The 14,490-nt window shown below is 42.7% G+C and carries 21 protein-coding genes; 9 read left to right on the forward strand and 12 right to left on the reverse strand.

Translation table 11 applies throughout. The annotated features are described in order from the left end of the window. The first annotated feature begins 74 nt into the window (after positions 1-74). Positions 75-326 carry a hypothetical protein gene (locus CHI10_RS07255; protein ID WP_095243625.1) on the forward strand — a complete coding sequence of 84 codons (252 nt, stop codon included), beginning with the start codon at positions 75-77 and terminating at the stop codon, positions 324-326. A gap of 156 nt (positions 327-482) precedes the next feature. Here the strand turns inward: CHI10_RS07255 and CHI10_RS07260 are convergent, their stop codons facing one another. Then, positions 483-899 carry a YuzC family spore coat inner layer protein gene (locus CHI10_RS07260; protein ID WP_095243626.1) on the reverse strand — a complete coding sequence of 139 codons (417 nt, stop codon included), beginning with the start codon at positions 897-899 and terminating at the stop codon, positions 483-485. A 233-nt stretch (positions 900-1,132) separates the two neighbouring features. On the opposite strand from CHI10_RS07260, the gene CHI10_RS07265 reads away from it, so the two are divergent. Beyond that, positions 1,133-1,756, forward strand: coding sequence for a DedA family protein (locus tag CHI10_RS07265; RefSeq protein WP_095243627.1), 624 nt, complete (start codon positions 1,133-1,135; stop codon positions 1,754-1,756). 91 nt (positions 1,757-1,847) lie between these two features. On the opposite strand, the gene CHI10_RS07270 is transcribed toward CHI10_RS07265, so the two are convergent. Continuing rightward, positions 1,848-2,030, reverse strand: a complete 183-nt coding sequence (locus CHI10_RS07270) for a hypothetical protein (RefSeq protein WP_048012007.1) — start codon at positions 2,028-2,030, stop codon at positions 1,848-1,850. Positions 2,031-2,136: 106 nt separating this feature from the next. Between CHI10_RS07270 and CHI10_RS07275 the strand changes: the two genes are divergently transcribed. Further along, positions 2,137-2,520, forward strand: coding sequence for a hotdog fold thioesterase (locus tag CHI10_RS07275; protein WP_095243628.1), 384 nt, complete (start codon positions 2,137-2,139; stop codon positions 2,518-2,520). A gap of 49 nt (positions 2,521-2,569) precedes the next feature. Here the strand turns inward: CHI10_RS07275 and mnhG are convergent, their stop codons facing one another. Genes mnhG through CHI10_RS07310 form a run of 7 tightly spaced genes read right to left on the reverse strand, consistent with a single transcriptional unit; the run spans position 2,570 to position 8,317 of the window. Further along, complete coding sequence (gene mnhG / locus CHI10_RS07280; RefSeq protein ID WP_095243629.1) at positions 2,570-2,932, reverse strand: monovalent cation/H(+) antiporter subunit G; 363 nt, start codon at positions 2,930-2,932, stop codon at positions 2,570-2,572. Beyond that, the gene (locus CHI10_RS07285; protein WP_483294948.1) at positions 2,916-3,182 is read right to left on the reverse strand and encodes a Na(+)/H(+) antiporter subunit F1; all 267 of its coding nucleotides are present in this window, start codon (positions 3,180-3,182) and stop codon (positions 2,916-2,918) included. Before CHI10_RS07285 ends, mnhG begins: the two co-directional genes overlap by 17 nt. Before the next feature lie 17 nt (positions 3,183-3,199). Continuing rightward, the gene (locus tag CHI10_RS07290; protein WP_095243631.1) at positions 3,200-3,676 is read right to left on the reverse strand and encodes a Na+/H+ antiporter subunit E; all 477 of its coding nucleotides are present in this window, start codon (positions 3,674-3,676) and stop codon (positions 3,200-3,202) included. 2 nt (positions 3,677-3,678) lie between these two features. Beyond that, a complete protein-coding gene (locus tag CHI10_RS07295) occupies positions 3,679-5,172 on the reverse strand; it encodes a Na+/H+ antiporter subunit D (RefSeq protein WP_095243632.1) in 1,494 nt (497 codons plus the stop codon). Continuing rightward, a complete protein-coding gene (locus CHI10_RS07300; RefSeq protein ID WP_095243633.1) occupies positions 5,165-5,506 on the reverse strand; it encodes a Na(+)/H(+) antiporter subunit C in 342 nt (113 codons plus the stop codon). The genes CHI10_RS07295 and CHI10_RS07300 overlap by 8 nt, the downstream gene beginning before the upstream one ends. After that, a complete protein-coding gene (locus CHI10_RS07305) occupies positions 5,506-5,928 on the reverse strand; it encodes a Na(+)/H(+) antiporter subunit B (protein WP_095243634.1) in 423 nt (140 codons plus the stop codon). The genes CHI10_RS07300 and CHI10_RS07305 overlap by 1 nt, the downstream gene beginning before the upstream one ends. Continuing rightward, positions 5,915-8,317 (reverse strand): Na+/H+ antiporter subunit A, encoded by a 2,403-nt coding sequence (locus CHI10_RS07310; protein WP_095243635.1) that lies wholly within the window; start codon positions 8,315-8,317, stop codon positions 5,915-5,917. The genes CHI10_RS07305 and CHI10_RS07310 overlap by 14 nt, the downstream gene beginning before the upstream one ends. A gap of 452 nt (positions 8,318-8,769) precedes the next feature. On the opposite strand from CHI10_RS07310, the gene CHI10_RS07315 reads away from it, so the two are divergent. Further along, a complete protein-coding gene (locus tag CHI10_RS07315; protein WP_095243636.1) occupies positions 8,770-8,988 on the forward strand; it encodes a hypothetical protein in 219 nt (72 codons plus the stop codon). A gap of 43 nt (positions 8,989-9,031) precedes the next feature. On the opposite strand, the gene CHI10_RS07320 is transcribed toward CHI10_RS07315, so the two are convergent. Further along, positions 9,032-9,574, reverse strand: a complete 543-nt coding sequence (locus CHI10_RS07320) for a hypothetical protein (RefSeq protein WP_095243637.1) — start codon at positions 9,572-9,574, stop codon at positions 9,032-9,034. Between the two features lie 234 nt (positions 9,575-9,808). Here CHI10_RS07320 and kapD point away from each other — a divergent pair, with 234 nt between their 5' ends. After that, positions 9,809-10,429 carry a 3'-5' exonuclease KapD gene (gene kapD / locus CHI10_RS07325; RefSeq protein WP_095243638.1) on the forward strand — a complete coding sequence of 207 codons (621 nt, stop codon included), beginning with the start codon at positions 9,809-9,811 and terminating at the stop codon, positions 10,427-10,429. A 39-nt stretch (positions 10,430-10,468) separates the two neighbouring features. Here the strand turns inward: kapD and kapB are convergent, their stop codons facing one another. Continuing rightward, positions 10,469-10,849 carry a kinase-associated lipoprotein KapB gene (kapB, locus tag CHI10_RS07330; RefSeq protein WP_095243639.1) on the reverse strand — a complete coding sequence of 127 codons (381 nt, stop codon included), beginning with the start codon at positions 10,847-10,849 and terminating at the stop codon, positions 10,469-10,471. 122 nt (positions 10,850-10,971) lie between these two features. Here kapB and CHI10_RS07335 point away from each other — a divergent pair, with 122 nt between their 5' ends. The 4 genes from CHI10_RS07335 to CHI10_RS07350 all read left to right on the forward strand — a co-directional run bounded on the left by CHI10_RS07335 (position 10,972) and on the right by CHI10_RS07350 (position 13,148). Then, positions 10,972-11,703 carry a peptidylprolyl isomerase gene (locus CHI10_RS07335; RefSeq protein ID WP_095243640.1) on the forward strand — a complete coding sequence of 244 codons (732 nt, stop codon included), beginning with the start codon at positions 10,972-10,974 and terminating at the stop codon, positions 11,701-11,703. Positions 11,704-11,779: 76 nt separating this feature from the next. Next, positions 11,780-11,989 carry a hypothetical protein gene (locus CHI10_RS07340; RefSeq protein WP_095243641.1) on the forward strand — a complete coding sequence of 70 codons (210 nt, stop codon included), beginning with the start codon at positions 11,780-11,782 and terminating at the stop codon, positions 11,987-11,989. A 121-nt stretch (positions 11,990-12,110) separates the two neighbouring features. Continuing rightward, positions 12,111-12,674, forward strand: a complete 564-nt coding sequence (locus CHI10_RS07345; RefSeq protein ID WP_095243642.1) for a superoxide dismutase family protein — start codon at positions 12,111-12,113, stop codon at positions 12,672-12,674. A gap of 99 nt (positions 12,675-12,773) precedes the next feature. Further along, positions 12,774-13,148, forward strand: a complete 375-nt coding sequence (locus CHI10_RS07350; RefSeq protein ID WP_035332043.1) for a PH domain-containing protein — start codon at positions 12,774-12,776, stop codon at positions 13,146-13,148. Between the two features lie 145 nt (positions 13,149-13,293). Here the strand turns inward: CHI10_RS07350 and CHI10_RS07355 are convergent, their stop codons facing one another. Next, positions 13,294-14,463 carry a MalY/PatB family protein gene (locus tag CHI10_RS07355; RefSeq protein WP_095243643.1) on the reverse strand — a complete coding sequence of 390 codons (1,170 nt, stop codon included), beginning with the start codon at positions 14,461-14,463 and terminating at the stop codon, positions 13,294-13,296. Positions 14,464-14,490: the final 27 nt, after the last annotated feature.

The raw sequence follows: 14,490 nt of genomic DNA on the forward strand, positions 1-14,490 counted from the left end.
TAGTAGCCCACTCAAAATAAGGACATTTGCATATTAAATAGAGAAGGGATTGAAAATGAAGGAGGTTACCCTGCATGTATTATTATAGAGGCCCATATAGAAACGGGAACGAAAGGTTTTTCTTTTTAGGAGCTCCTTTTGTCGGCGGCTTGCTTGGCGGTTTCCTGGGAGGCGGGCTGGGAGCAGCTCTATTTGCTCCACGCCCATTTTACGGCCCTCCGCCTCCGCCGCCTTTCTATGGCCCGCCAGGAGCACCATATGCTCCTTACGGCGGTGGCGGCGGATACCCTGGCTATGGCCCATATGGAAACCCATATTACCGTTGAACACGCGAGAAGCTCTCTTGATTGAGAGCTTTTTTATTGGATAGGACATATAAAATCGACCAAGGTGATTAGCTGTGTGGAAGAGTGTCTGCGTCTAGCTCCAGCGCCTACCCCCTCGAGAAGTCGGGGGTGAGCAAGGCGCTTCCGCTTTTGTTTTTACATCCATCTCAGTTTCAACGTTAAATCACAGCATTTCTCGGGATCCTCTTTGTCTGATTCGAAATGAAGTCTTAGCCCGTCGGGTGTATAGTCAACAGAAGGGACTCGCGAGATGCCTGTCGATTTCAGCAGATTTTCGACTGCCGCCTTGTTGGATTGCTGGGCCGCTGACATCAGTTCAAATGAAAACTTTTTTGACTCTGCCATATTTACAAGTAATGTGCCGGCATCTCTCATGAGGATCTCCATTTTTTTTGCAGAGCTCATGAACATTTGGGGATCCACAGCAGGCAATGTCCTGTAGAAATGCACAGGGTGATAATAAGTCTGATAGGCCTGCGGATAATTCCAGCAGCTTTGCTGCTGAGGATGATATCCGGGCTTTGGGTAACGAAAATAATAATAGGGGTACATCCGGTTCTGCCCCTTTCGATTAATAATAAATGCACGCATTCTCAATATATGAAAACAAGGCTTTTCCTATGAAGGAACAAAATTGTTTCACCAAAAGTTAGGCATAGGAGGTGGATAGGAAAAGAATTTTTTAAAAGGATTGATATTATTAGAAAAGGGGTAAAAGAAGGGAATGAAGAATATATTAGTGTGGTAAATAATTGTGCACAGCTTACATAGAGAGGAGGCCCCGAATGGAACTGGAACTGGTTTTGGAAATCATTGAAGATAACGGATATTTGGGGCTGTTTCTCTGGCTATGGGTAGGAGTTTTTATTTTTCCTGTGCCAAATGAATTGATTGTTATGACTGTTGGACTTTCTTCCTCTTTAAAAACGCTTCACCCTGTGCTTGCATTTATTGTCATTTATCTTGGCATTTTGGCGGCGTTGTCAACCTGTTATACCATCGGGCGTTTGATCGGAAGGCCTTTGCTAAAGTACTTTCATAAAAGCAAAAGGATGTCTAAAACGATTGATTCTTCTTTAAAGCTAATGGAAAAGTATCATGCCTTTTCCCTCTCCTTCAGTTATTTTGTTCCGGGTATCCGAAACTTCCTTCCCTTTTTATACGGCTTCAGTAAATTGCCATTTAAAAAATTCGCTTTGTTTGCATACAGCGGTGCACTGATCTGGCTGTCTTTAGCTTTTACAATCGGTTATATATTTGGAGATCATATTGATACCATCATAAAACATGAAAAAGAAATACTGATTGGCCTGGCAGGCTTTGCAGCGATTTTCCTCGTTTTCCGCATTGCCAGGAGAAAACGCGGGAAGGAACAGGAAAAGCTGCATGATCAGGGGCTGGGACTATAATATAAAAAGGCAGCCAGATGCTGCCTTTTATATGTCTAGCCGCGCCTACCTCGCGATGTCGGGGTGGGCAAGGCGCTTGCGCTTTTCTAACTTAGTACTGATTGCGGTGCTCTACCAGGTCGATGGCTCCAAGTACAATATGGGCGAGCCCAAAACCAACGATGGTATCTGATAACATATTGTTTGTTCTGCGGTTTTGTTTCATTGCATAGCCTGCCGCAGTAACAGCGGTGCCGAGAACAGCTGGAATTAATCCTTCGCGTACACGATCCATGACGGTCACCTCTTTTTTGTGATTGTCCAGGAGGACATCCATAGTTTGTTCTTATATAATGAAGCATAGTATGACAACATTTTACATAGCGAAAGGGGATTGGGGAATGGAATTGAAAGGTACTCTAATCGAAACACTCGGAATGGAAATCGTGTCACTTGAAAAAGGCCGTGTCGTTGCCACTATGCCTGTTAATGAACGCACCCGCCAGCCGTTTGGCCTCCTGCATGGAGGAGCATCTGTCGCGCTTGCGGAAACTGTTGCAAGCATAGGAGCATTTGAACTTTGCGACAAAGAAACGGAATCCGTTGCAGGGCTTGAGATCAACGCTAACCATATACGTGCTAAAAAAGATGGAATCGTGACGGCTGTCGCAACAGTGCTGCATCAGGGAAGAACCACAATGGTTTGGGATATCAAAATAACGGATGAAAATGACAAACTGGTGTGCACATCAAGATGTACTATGGCAGTAATCAAAAGAAAATAAATAAACAAAAAACCCACGGAGAGAAAAGGTTCCCCCGTGGGTTTTCTGTTTATTTACCGGCAGTTTCTTTCACTTTTGAGACATTCTTCAGGTCATCCCTGACGCTTTGGTCCCATAGCTTGACTCCGGAATTATATGCTGCCCGTCCAAGTAAATGGCCAGCAATGGGGGAAGTCAGGAATATAAAAATAATCCCCAAAACGACTCTTGAATTAAAATAGCCATCCTTAAAATAAAAGAAGAGCAATGTTCCCAAAAGGACACATAAAACACCAAGTGTTGCAGACTTTGAAGCAGCATGGTTTCTCGTATAAACATCAGGCAGCCTGATAACACCGAAAGCTGCAACAAGGCTAAAGAAGGCCCCTAACAGTATAAACACGATAATAAAGAAATTAGCGATCTCTGTCATGTTCTATGATAACCCCCTTCTCCAAATATTTAGAGAAGGCCACAGTCCCGATGAAAGCGAGTATTCCAAGCAGAAGGATGACCTCCAAAAAGGCATTTGTATTAAGTGCGATGGAGGTTAGTGCTACGATGGCAACCAGGTTGATCCCGATTGCATCCAATGCTACAACCCTGTCAGGTGTAGTTGGGCCTTTGATCACCCTGTAAATCAAAGCCAGTGTGGCGACCGATATACACAGAATGGCAATCATTACAACTGTCTTGATCATTATCGGCTCACCTCCATGATTGCTTTTTCGAATGAATTTTTTATGGAATCAATTTCGTCCTGGACTTCACCCATATCCATTGCATGCACGTACAATATTTTATTGTCGTCAGAAACAGAAATGGTTAAGGTTCCCGGTGTTAACGTAATCAGGTTAGCTAGAGTGGTGATCTGCCAATCTTTTTCCAAATCTGTAGGGAATGCAAAAATGCCTGGCTTCATGTCCAGCTTCGGCTTAAGAACCACTTTTAACACTGATATGTTTGCGAGAATCAGTTCTTTAATAAAAATCAGCAATAAATTGATCACTGCGATTACGCGCAGCAGGTAAAAGCGTGATTGAAAGAATCTCCTGAAGACAAAAATAATGAGCAGTCCGAAAAGAAATCCTTTCAAAAAAGCTACCGGATCATAGGTTGTGGTTAAGAACATCCACATAAACCCAAGGAACATATTTAATAAAATTTGAAATGCCATAATCAGTACTCCTTTAAGACTGCGTCTATATAAATGCTTGGGTTTGCAAGCGTTTCAGCAGCCTGAGAGATATACGGATATACGAACTCAGAGCCGACTCCGTAAAAGACGGCAATAGCAACAAGGATCACAGGAGCAGCCATCATCCTCTTAACAGGTATTTTATCTGCTCCTTCGTAATCACGGGGTGTTCCCCAAAAACCATTAATAAATATCTTCATAATGGAGAATAGGACAAGAAGACTGGACATTAAGACGATCCCTGCCCCCCAGTAGTGCTCGGACTCAAATCCCCCTTTAATAATTAAGAGCTTGCCGACAAAGCCGCTCAGCGGAGGAATACCGGATAGCGAAAGTGCGGCAAGGAAAAAGGTCCAGCCCAATCCGGGATAGCGTTTTATTAACCCGCTAATTTTTCTAAGATTACTCGTTCCAGTTACAGCTGCCATAATACCAACAAGTAAAAACAGTGCTGCTTTGATGTTCATATCGTGTATCAGGTAAAACATTGCGCCAGTAAGTGAATCTGGGGTCATAGCTGAAATGCCAAAGAGAATAACTCCAACAGCTACTATGATATTGTAAATGACAATTTTCTTAATATCCCAATAAGCAATTGCTCCAATTACACCAAAAATGATACTAATGACCGCTAAAATGGTTAAAAGCTGTTGAGTCAAGCCTCCATCCTGATAAAAGAATAAAGTATATGTTCTTGCTATTGAGTATACACCCACTTTTGTGAGCAGGGCTCCGAATAGTGCAAGAACCGGTGCGGGCGGTGCATAATATGATCCAGGGAGCCAGAAGAACAGAGGGAAAATGGCCCCTTTCAGGCCAAAGACGATCAAAAATAGTACGGCAATTACTGTAATGATGCCAGGCTGTCCGAGTTCACTGATCTCACTGATCCGAACGGAAATATGGGCCATGTTGAGCGTTCCGACAACGGAATATAAGTATGCTACAGCAATTACAAATAAAGCTGAAGAAATGACATTCACGAGCAAATATTTTATGGATTCCCTCAGCTGGATTTTTGTGCCCCCTATTACGATCAGCACATAGGAAGACATAAGCATGACTTCGAAAAATACGAAAAGGTTGAAAATATCACCGGTTGTAAATGCTCCATTTACGCCAACGATCAAAAAATTCACAGCTGCGTAGAAATAGAACTTTTCCCTATCTTCGTCTATTCCGCGAAATGAATAGATTACACATGCCAATGCAATGATACTGGTCGTTAATACAAGCAAGGCGGAGACCATATCGGAAACAAGTGTAATTCCGAAAGGGGCTTCCCAATTAGATAAGTTCAATGTCTGAATCCCATCGTTATTAACCTTTTGAACTAATAACACTGATACTATCACAGTTATCAACGCTGAAAAGCCTGCAATCCACCTTTGCAGCATGATATGCTTGGCAGCGAAAATTAGAAGGACTCCCGTTACTAAGGGAATTAAAATTGGCAGTATCAAAAAGTTAATCATTTCCTTCATTTCCTCTCAATTTGTCCATATTGTCTGTACCAAGTTCCTGATAAGCCCGGTATGCCAATACTAGGAAAAAGGCAGTTACACCAAATGCGATGACAATTGCAGTTAAAATTAAAGCCTGCGGGAGCGGGTCTGTATAGGAGCTTGCAGCTTCACCAAGAAGCGGTGCGGCACCTCTTTTAAGGCCTCCCATTGTTAAAATAAGCAAATGGGCACCATGGCTTAATATCGCAGTTCCAATAATGATGCGCAGCAGGCTCTTTGACAGCATCAAATAGGTGGCTGACATAAAAAGAATTCCAACAACAACGGACATTAATATTTCCATTAGTCATCCTCCCCTATCGTTTTAATTATGATCATTGTCACACCTACAACAACGAGGAAAACACCGAGATCAAACAATGCTGCGGTATGAAGTGACAAGTGTCCCAGGATTGGGAGGTCTACACCTGTAAATGCATGGGTTAGAAATGGAACGTTGAAGAGCAGCGCGCCTGCTCCTGTTCCAATTGCAAATAGCAGGCCAGCTGCAATCATATACATGTAATTAACAGGCAGAATTTTTTCAACTGTCTTCATATCGAAGGCCAGCAAGAGTAAAATGAGTGCCCCTGATGTTAGCAGGCCGCCAACGAAACCGCCTCCTGGTGTATAGTGTCCGGCAAAGAAAATATATATTGAGAAAAGAACGATGAGAAACAAAACAACTTTAGTGGCTGTCTGCAGTATGACGTCATTTGTTTTCATTTTTCTTTCCTCCTCCCAGACGAAGCTTGATCATTCCGAATATGCCTAGCGCAGCAATAGCGAGAACCGTTATTTCAAACATCGTATCAAAACCGCGGAAATCCACGAGAATAACATTTACCATGTTTTTGCCGGCAGCTTTTTCATAAGTGTTTTCAATATAATATTGTGAAATGGAATCAAATAATTTATTGCTGTGAGCTGAAAAAGCAATTAGTGTTACGACCAGTCCAACCCCAATGGAGATGACTGCATTGGTTGCTTTAAACGGCATTCTTTCTTCATCTTTAATCTGTGGAAGATGGTAGAAACACAGCAGGAATAAAGCGACTGAAATCGTTTCAATAACAAGCTGTGTCAAAGCCAGATCCGGAGCACGGAAAATAACAAAGAGTAGCGCCACGGTATAGCCGACTGCACCTAAAAGGATAATGGATGTCAATCTTGATTTCACAAACATAATCGTAATGGATCCAATGGCGATCACGAGAGCAAGCACAATTTCTGAGAATCTGATGGCAGAAACATTACTCGCATCAAATTTAAATGCACCCTTTAGGAATAGGACTGACAGCAATGTAATAATAAAGAATGTAAAAATATAAACTAAATAGTTTCTGATGGAGCCATTCATGTACCACTTAGTAAATTTGTGTGCGACATGCTGAATGCCTGACAGGCCACTGTCATAGAAACGATTCAGAGCCAATTTTTCAGGGAAGAAATCATATACTCTTCTCCACTTCGGCAGAGTGACCAAAAGCAGAATTCCCAATGTAATAACACCTAAAGTCATGAAGAGTTCAGGTGTAAATCCATGCCAGAAATAAATATGAGTATCATATACATACCCTTCAACAGGCATGATGGCTGCCTGTGCAGGGGAGATCAGCGTGTTTGCAATAATATTAGGGAAGAAACCGATAATGATCACTAGTGAAGCCAGAATAATGGGTGAAATCAGCATCCCGATTGGAGCTTCATGTGGTTTCTTTTCTAATTGTTCAGGCTGGAACTTGCCTGTGAACGTTTTGAATACAAGAATCATGCTGTAAATGAATGTGAATACACTTGCCACCCAGGCAAGAACCGGGAACAGGAATCCCCATGTTTCCAAATTAAAAATATCCATTTCCAGTACCCGGACCATTCCTGTAAAGAACATTTCCTTACTTAAGAATCCATTAAAAGGCGGAAGCCCGGCCATGGAAAATGTGCCGATGATCGCCAAAGTAAAGGTAATCGGCATAAAGTTCATCAGACCGCCAAGCTTGCGGATATCCCGGGTTCCGGTTTCATGGTCGACAATTCCGGCTACCATGAAGAGACTTCCTTTAAAGGTGGCATGGTTGATCAAATGAAAAACAGCAGCTGTAGTGGCAACCGTAAAATAACTGTCATCGACTGTTTCGAAGTGAAGCGCTGCAGCGCCAATGCCGAGGAGTGACATAATCATCCCCAGCTGGCTGACTGTTGAGAAAGCCAGGATGGCTTTAAGGTCAGTCTGTTTGACAGCTGAAAAGGAACCCCAGAATAAGGTTGTAATGCCAAATCCCGCAATGAGCCAGAGCCAGAGCGAATGCTCAGCAAATACCGGACTCATACGTGCTACTAAATAAATGCCGGCTTTAACCATCGTTGCCGAGTGCAGGTATGCACTGACGGGTGTTGGAGCTTCCATGGCATCCGGCAGCCAGATATGAAATGGAAATTGCGCGGACTTGGTAAAAGCCCCAAGCAAAAAGCAAAGCAGAGCAGGAACGAATAATGAATGTGAAAATATTTCATCTGATCCAGCGATGATTTCCGAAATGCTGAAAGTGCCTGTCATCAAATAAAGAAGGATGATGCCTCCGAGCATAGAAAGACCGCCGAAAACGGTAATGATCATCGACTTCTGTGCACCATATCTTGACTTCTCTCTGTGGTACCAATACCCGATTAGCAGGAATGAAGAAAAACTCGTGAATTCCCAGAAAGTATAAAGCACAATCAGGTTATCAGATAGGACAACCCCAAGCATTGCTCCCATAAACAAAAGCAAGTACACATAGAAGGTGTTCAGTTGTTCTTTATTTTTATCAAGGTAATAGATGGAATACAGAACAACCAATGATCCTATTCCGGTAATCAGCAATGCAAAAAGCAAGCCGAGGCCATCTACTTTTGCCGCGAAATCAATCCCCAGAGCGGGTATCCACGAAAAAGACTTTGTGACGGACTGCTGATCGGAGGTGATGGATAAATAAGAAATAAAATAACTGAATAAAAGGATTGGCAGAGGAAGTACAAACCAACCCGTATGTATCTGCCTGAACAGCTTGTACGCAATAGGCACAAGGATGGCAAGCAAAAATGGTGAAATTATTGCCAGGTGAAGCAAAGACAAAACATTACCCCCTTTAAATTAATTGCGAGTTATTCAACAGATAATCCTATCAGGCAGCTTGATGAAGCCGCTATATGGCATCTAACGGTTCAGGATGGATATTAGGAATAATGTATTTTTCTTCCGCAGAATGTATAATCTTTTTCTGCAATTAGTAAGCGCTTAATAAAAGTTTTTCCATCTTCCCCCATCTTATCCAGCCTGGGCAGGCATGACAGTCGTGCCATATACATCATTACTATCCGTTCATGCACCTCAGAACAAATTATAACCTAAAAAGAAAGTCTGTGCATTCTTCCAACCCTTATCAGTAAAGGATTTATCCATTCTTATTAAATAGGTAGAAACCCGAATGCATCAGGAAAAATTTTTTTGAAAAAATATATCAAAAGAAAGCACATTTGTATAAAAAATCATTCTTTCATGCACACTACTAGCAGGTGGTGTTATGCATGATTAAACATAAAATTTCAGCAGCCATTACAATCTTTGCCCTGCTGTTTGCAGGCGCCTGGATATTGGACCACCAAACCAAAAGGGAATTCTATATTCCTGCAGACGATGAAGTGGTCGAATTATTACCCGCAGATTATAAAATGGAAGCTGGAAATGAACAAAAGCTAAAGGTATTTGAGCCTAGGGAATACGTGAGAATACAGACAGCATCATAAGAAAGAGAGGATGTGCTTTGGCACATCCTCTCTTTCTGCTGTATTAAGTTTTACGGCCGCCGCGGTTTTGAAAAATCATGATGGCAAGCGGGACCGTAATAATAAACGAAAGGAAGAATAGGAAGAGTAACTTGGAGAGGGGGGTAATGCTTTTTTTGATATCATCAACATACCGTTCAAAGAACTCCCTGATGGATTCATTGCCAAGCACATTGGATGCTGTCAGAAATTCTTTTTTATCAAAATCATAATAAAAGAAATCTTTTTTCTTAAATATAAATAAGTCATCCCGTTTTTGTTCCAATTCCAAAAAAACAATGCCGATATGAGAAGTATATTCCTCAATAACCTCTTCATTTTCTGATGTTTGCGGGTCATCAGATGTAACGATTTTTGTTACCTGTCCCTGCATTCCATATGCATCAATGACTGTAAAGGAGTCATCGCTGTAATAATGTACTGTGCTCCGAAGCTGCTGTTCGAGTATGTCTTCGAACTCTTTTTCAGCATCAGCAGATTTCGCAGGCATTAGGGATCCCACTGACAGTAGGACTGCAAACAAAAAACAGCATATACCTTTTTTCATTTCCTGCCCCCTTTTCTCTATTTGTCCCTTAAATAACTAGAATATGGTTTATGTTTATGCCGGGAAAAATGGAAATATACAGATTGGCGGGTGGTTAGTCCGTTAAAAGATAGCTAGATAAGGAGAGCGATGGTAAATTTCCTGCATAAAGCAATTTACTCAGAAAATTGAAATATTTCATGCTATAATATAATAAATTAAGTCCGTTAAATTTTGAGGAAAGCAGGTGAAAACATGGGGGAGGAACATCAATACCTATTTATTGATTTTGAGTTTACCATGCCTGATAAAGGCAGTGCTTTCAGAGGTTTTTTTCCGGAAATTATCGAAGCTGGCATTGTATCAGTTATCAGCAATCAGGTTTGTGAAGAGTTCTCTTCATATGTAACTCCTGTCCGGTTTCCGATATTGTCCGAGCGGTGCAAATCCTTTCTGCATATATCACAGGAACAAGTGGATCAGGGAATCGATTTTCTTGAATTGGTCAGGAAAATGAAGGATATGAACAGAAATCGTTCCTGCACAATTGTTACGTGGGGAAATATGGATATGAAGGTGCTTAGAAATAATTGCATTCAGGCTGGAGTGGATTTTCCATTCAGGGGCAGGGAAGTGGACCTTTCGATGGAGTATAAGCGATTCTTTGGGGACCAAAACCAGACAGGATTATGGAAAGCAGTTCAGGAATACGGCAAGGAAGGAACCGGAAAACATCACCGGGCTCTGGATGATGCCTTGACGACTTACAATATTTTCAGATTGGTAGAAAAGGATAAAAAGTATCTGCAAAAGCCGGAGCCGACAACAATTGGCGACCGGGTGGACTTCTCGAAGCTGTTTAACAAATTTGCCTGACAAGCCAAATCCATCAAAGCGATTTGGCTTGTTTATATTTTACTTAAAATAATCCTCCTCCAATGAGTCGAGGTTTCTTATGCTTTGCTCAGCCCAATGAGAAGAATCTCCTTCCAGCTCCGTTCTCATTCTATCCAGTGCTATTTGAAGCGAATCCTTATAATCTGGTATTTCTTCTGCAAAAGGCTTTACCATTTGCTTAGGCACATTGGTCTGCTCTCTGTATGCAAGCGCGCGGCGTTCATGAAAAAGCATCACGTCCGCTTCTTTCGGATTATGTAAATCGCCCTGCATGGGATGCTTTAGGACCCCAAGCACTCTGACCAAGTAAGCTTGAGGCCGGATATCTGTCACTTCCCCGATATACTTGCCTGTTTTATAGATGGCTGTTACTTTTTCGCCTATCTTTACTTCTGCCAACCTAACCTCTCCTTTTTCATTTTCTTTAGCCCTATTATGAAGCCTGAAAAAACAAAGTGCAAATTTTCAATAAATCAGGTAAGCTAAAAAATGATTAGTTTTTTATAGGAGGCTGGAAATTAATGAAATGGCGTATGTTAACTCCCATTCTAATTCTGATGTTTATCCTGTCAGCATGCGGGACAAGCACTGATAAAGAAGCGGACAATGCAAATGGCTCTGAAACTGAAGAAAAACAGGCAAATAATGAGGCAAGCGAAGCTCCGGACAATTTTCCGCAGCTGACTGAAGAAGTACAGGGAAATGAAAGACTGGTGGAAATGCAGACATCAGAAGGGAATATTAAAATTAAACTTTTCCCGGACCAGGCCCCGAAAGCTGTTGAAAATTTCATTAAGCACAGTGAAGACGGCTACTACGACGGCTTAATTTTTCACCGTGTCATTCAGGACTTTATGATTCAGGGCGGCGATCCTGATGGAACCGGCAGGGGAGGAGAAAGCATTTACGGTGAAGCATTTGAGGATGAATTCTCCAACGAGCTCTATAATATCCGCGGAGCTTTATCAATGGCGAATGCCGGTCCCAACACAAACGGAAGCCAATTCTTTATTGTTCAGAACAAGTCACTTGATCCAAGCCTGAAAGCAGAAATGGAAAAGACCGGCTATCCGGAAGAGATCATTAAAGCTTATGAAAAAGGCGGTACGCATTGGCTCGACAACAAGCACACCGTTTTTGGACAGGTTATTGAGGGAATGGATGTAGTCGACAGCATCGCAGCGGTTGAAACAGACGCACAGGACAAGCCTGCAGAAGACGTGGTCATTGAAAAGATCGAGGTATTGAAATAAGTTCATTGGACTGTGCAGCCATTGCTGATATAATAATTTAATGGACACTGCTTTTTAGCAGAAAGGATGGATTAGATTGCTGCAATGGTATGTACTGTCACTGTTTTTGTATTTTCCTGAAGATAAATCAGAATACGGCCCGGCAGCTTTAACGTTTGCCATCTTCTTAATTGGGGCCATTCTTACCATGAGATTAATTATCCGTGCATCAAGGCGCGAAGCAGCCAAGGCGAAAGAGCTTGAAGAGCGCATTGAGAGGCAAAATAGACAAGAGGGGAACAGCTGAGCGGCTGTTCTCCTTTTTTGTTAACTTGGATAACTATCCTGCACTGCTCTCGCTTTTTTTGTTTATTGAGAATGTGATTGGGCAACACTAAAGGCAAATTGCCTTGATGGAGGATTCAATCATGAGAAAAGCTTTGATGCTGGGTTTTGTTCTTTTTCTGTCCGGCTGCGGGGAAGAGAACATTACAAATACCGAAGTTGAAATGTATAATGCTGCAGGCGATTCATTAGGCATCATTAAGGTGCAGGAACAGGCTAGCGGAGTAAAATTGACTGGAGATCTGAGCGGACTGCCGCCGGGGGAGCTTGGCATCCATATCCATGAAGAAGCAAAATGCGAACCCCCTGATTTCAAATCCGCCGGGAATCATTTCAATCCTGATAATAAGGAGCATGGTCTGCTTCACCCAAAAGGATCCCATGCTGGTGACCTTCCCAACCTGATTGTCGAGGATGACGGCAAAGTTAAGATTGATTTTATGGCGCCTCAGGTCACGTTAAAAGAAGCCAAAACTTCACTGCTGACAAAGGAAGGGACCTCCATTGTCATTCATGAAGGGCCGGATGATGGCATGACCCAGCCGGCAGGAGATTCCGGAGAACGCATTGCCTGCGGCCGTATTTCAAAAGATAAAAAAGAAGAAGGGCAGAAAAAAGCACAGGATGATCAGTCAACAGAAGAATAAATAATTGAAGGCTTTCCGGGAAGGGAAAGCCTTTATCACTGGGAATTTTTCCGGACGATCCGTATAATGGAGTTAAACCTTATAATGGAGGTTGGTTAAATGGGAATTTTCGATGGTTTTATCGGCAATGCATCAGAAGCAGATATTAAAGAGGTTCAGGACGAATTTTCAGCCGTCCTTGCTCCAAGTGAACAGGTTGAAAAAGCCTACAGGCTGGTCCGTGATTTATTCATTTTTACAAACAAGCGCCTGATCCTGGTGGATAAGCAGGGAATCACAGGGAAAAAAATCGAGTACCACAGCATCCCTTATAAAAACATCACCCATTTTAGCATTGAAACCGCAGGCAGCTTCGATCTGGAGGCCGAATTAAAAATTTGGATCTCAGGATCAGACGAACCAATTGAAAAACATTTTAATAAAAACTTGAACATCTACGAAGTGCAGAGTGTGCTTGCTGAATATGTACTGTAAATCCCCTTGCTTGAAGCGCGAGGGGATTTAACTTGTGGGTTGGAAATGCGACGACCTGCGAAAAAGGTACTTAATCAGACCGGCCAACGCAATCTCCGCGCAACGCACAAAAAGCACGGCCTTCCAGCCGTGCCTCCACAAACTATCACTCAAAAGCCCGCTTCAGCCTCTCCAGCCCTTCCGCCAATACTTCATGCGGGCAGGCAATGTTCATCCGGACGAAGCCTTCACCGCCCTGGCCGTATTTCGGGCCAGGCTCCAATGCGAGTTTTCCTTTTTCCAAAAGCCTTTGGCGCAGTTCGGCATCACTTAATCCCAATCCGCGGCAATCCAGCCATAAGAGATAGGTGCCATCCGGCTCCATCAGGCGAATACCGGGAAGGTGCTCACCAATAAACTCAGCTGCTGTCCGTTTATTTTCAGCGAGATAATCCATCAGACCATCGAGCCATTCTTCGCCATGGCGGTAAGCTGCCTCCATGCCAACGATGCCGAAGGCCGACAGCGTAAAGAATCCTTGCTTGTGCTGTTCTGCCTGGAATGCCTTTCGCAGCTTCTCATTGCTGATAATGGCAGCTGAAGCTTGAATCCCTGCAAGGTTCCAAGTTTTTGTCGGAGCTATGCAGGTGACCGTAATGTCTGCATATTGTGGATCCATTGAAGCAATGGGATAATGCTTATGGCCTTTATAAATTAAATCAGAATGGATCTCATCGGAAAGAATAAGGCAATTATATTTTACACAGAGCTCCCCTATTTTCCTAAGTTCCTCTGCTGTCCACATGCGGCCGCCCGGATTGTGCGGATTACATAGGAGGAATAGTTTCACTCCCTCTTTCAATTTGTCTTCAAAATCGGCAAAATCAATTTCGTACCGGCCGTTCTCGAGCTTCAGCTGAGAATTAACGACTTTGCGGCCATTCTGTTTAATCATTTCAAAGAAAGGAGTATATACGGGAGACTGGAGCATTACTTTCTCCTCTTTTTCCGTAAAAGCCTGGATCGCTGTTGCGATGGAGGGAACCACTCCGGTGCTGTATAAAATCCACTCATTATTGATTTTCCAGCCATGCCGCCTGTAAAGCCACTGTCCGATAGAATCTGCGGTTGAATCAGGAGCAAATGTATATCCGTAGACTCCATGAGCTATTCTGTCCTCTATGGCTTTTTTCACTTCTTCGGGTGGCTGAAAATCCATGTCCGCTACCCACATCGGCAATACATCGGATCTGCCGAAAACCTCCCTGGTCCGATCCCACTTAACAGAAGCTGTATTTTCCCTGCTGATTTTTTGATGGAAATTAAAACGATCCAACTCTGTCACCGCCTTTAGATTTCTTTT

Source organism: Bacillus sp. 7894-2, from assembly GCF_002272225.1.
Taxonomy (GTDB): Bacteria; Bacillota; Bacilli; order Bacillales; family Cytobacillaceae; genus Cytobacillus.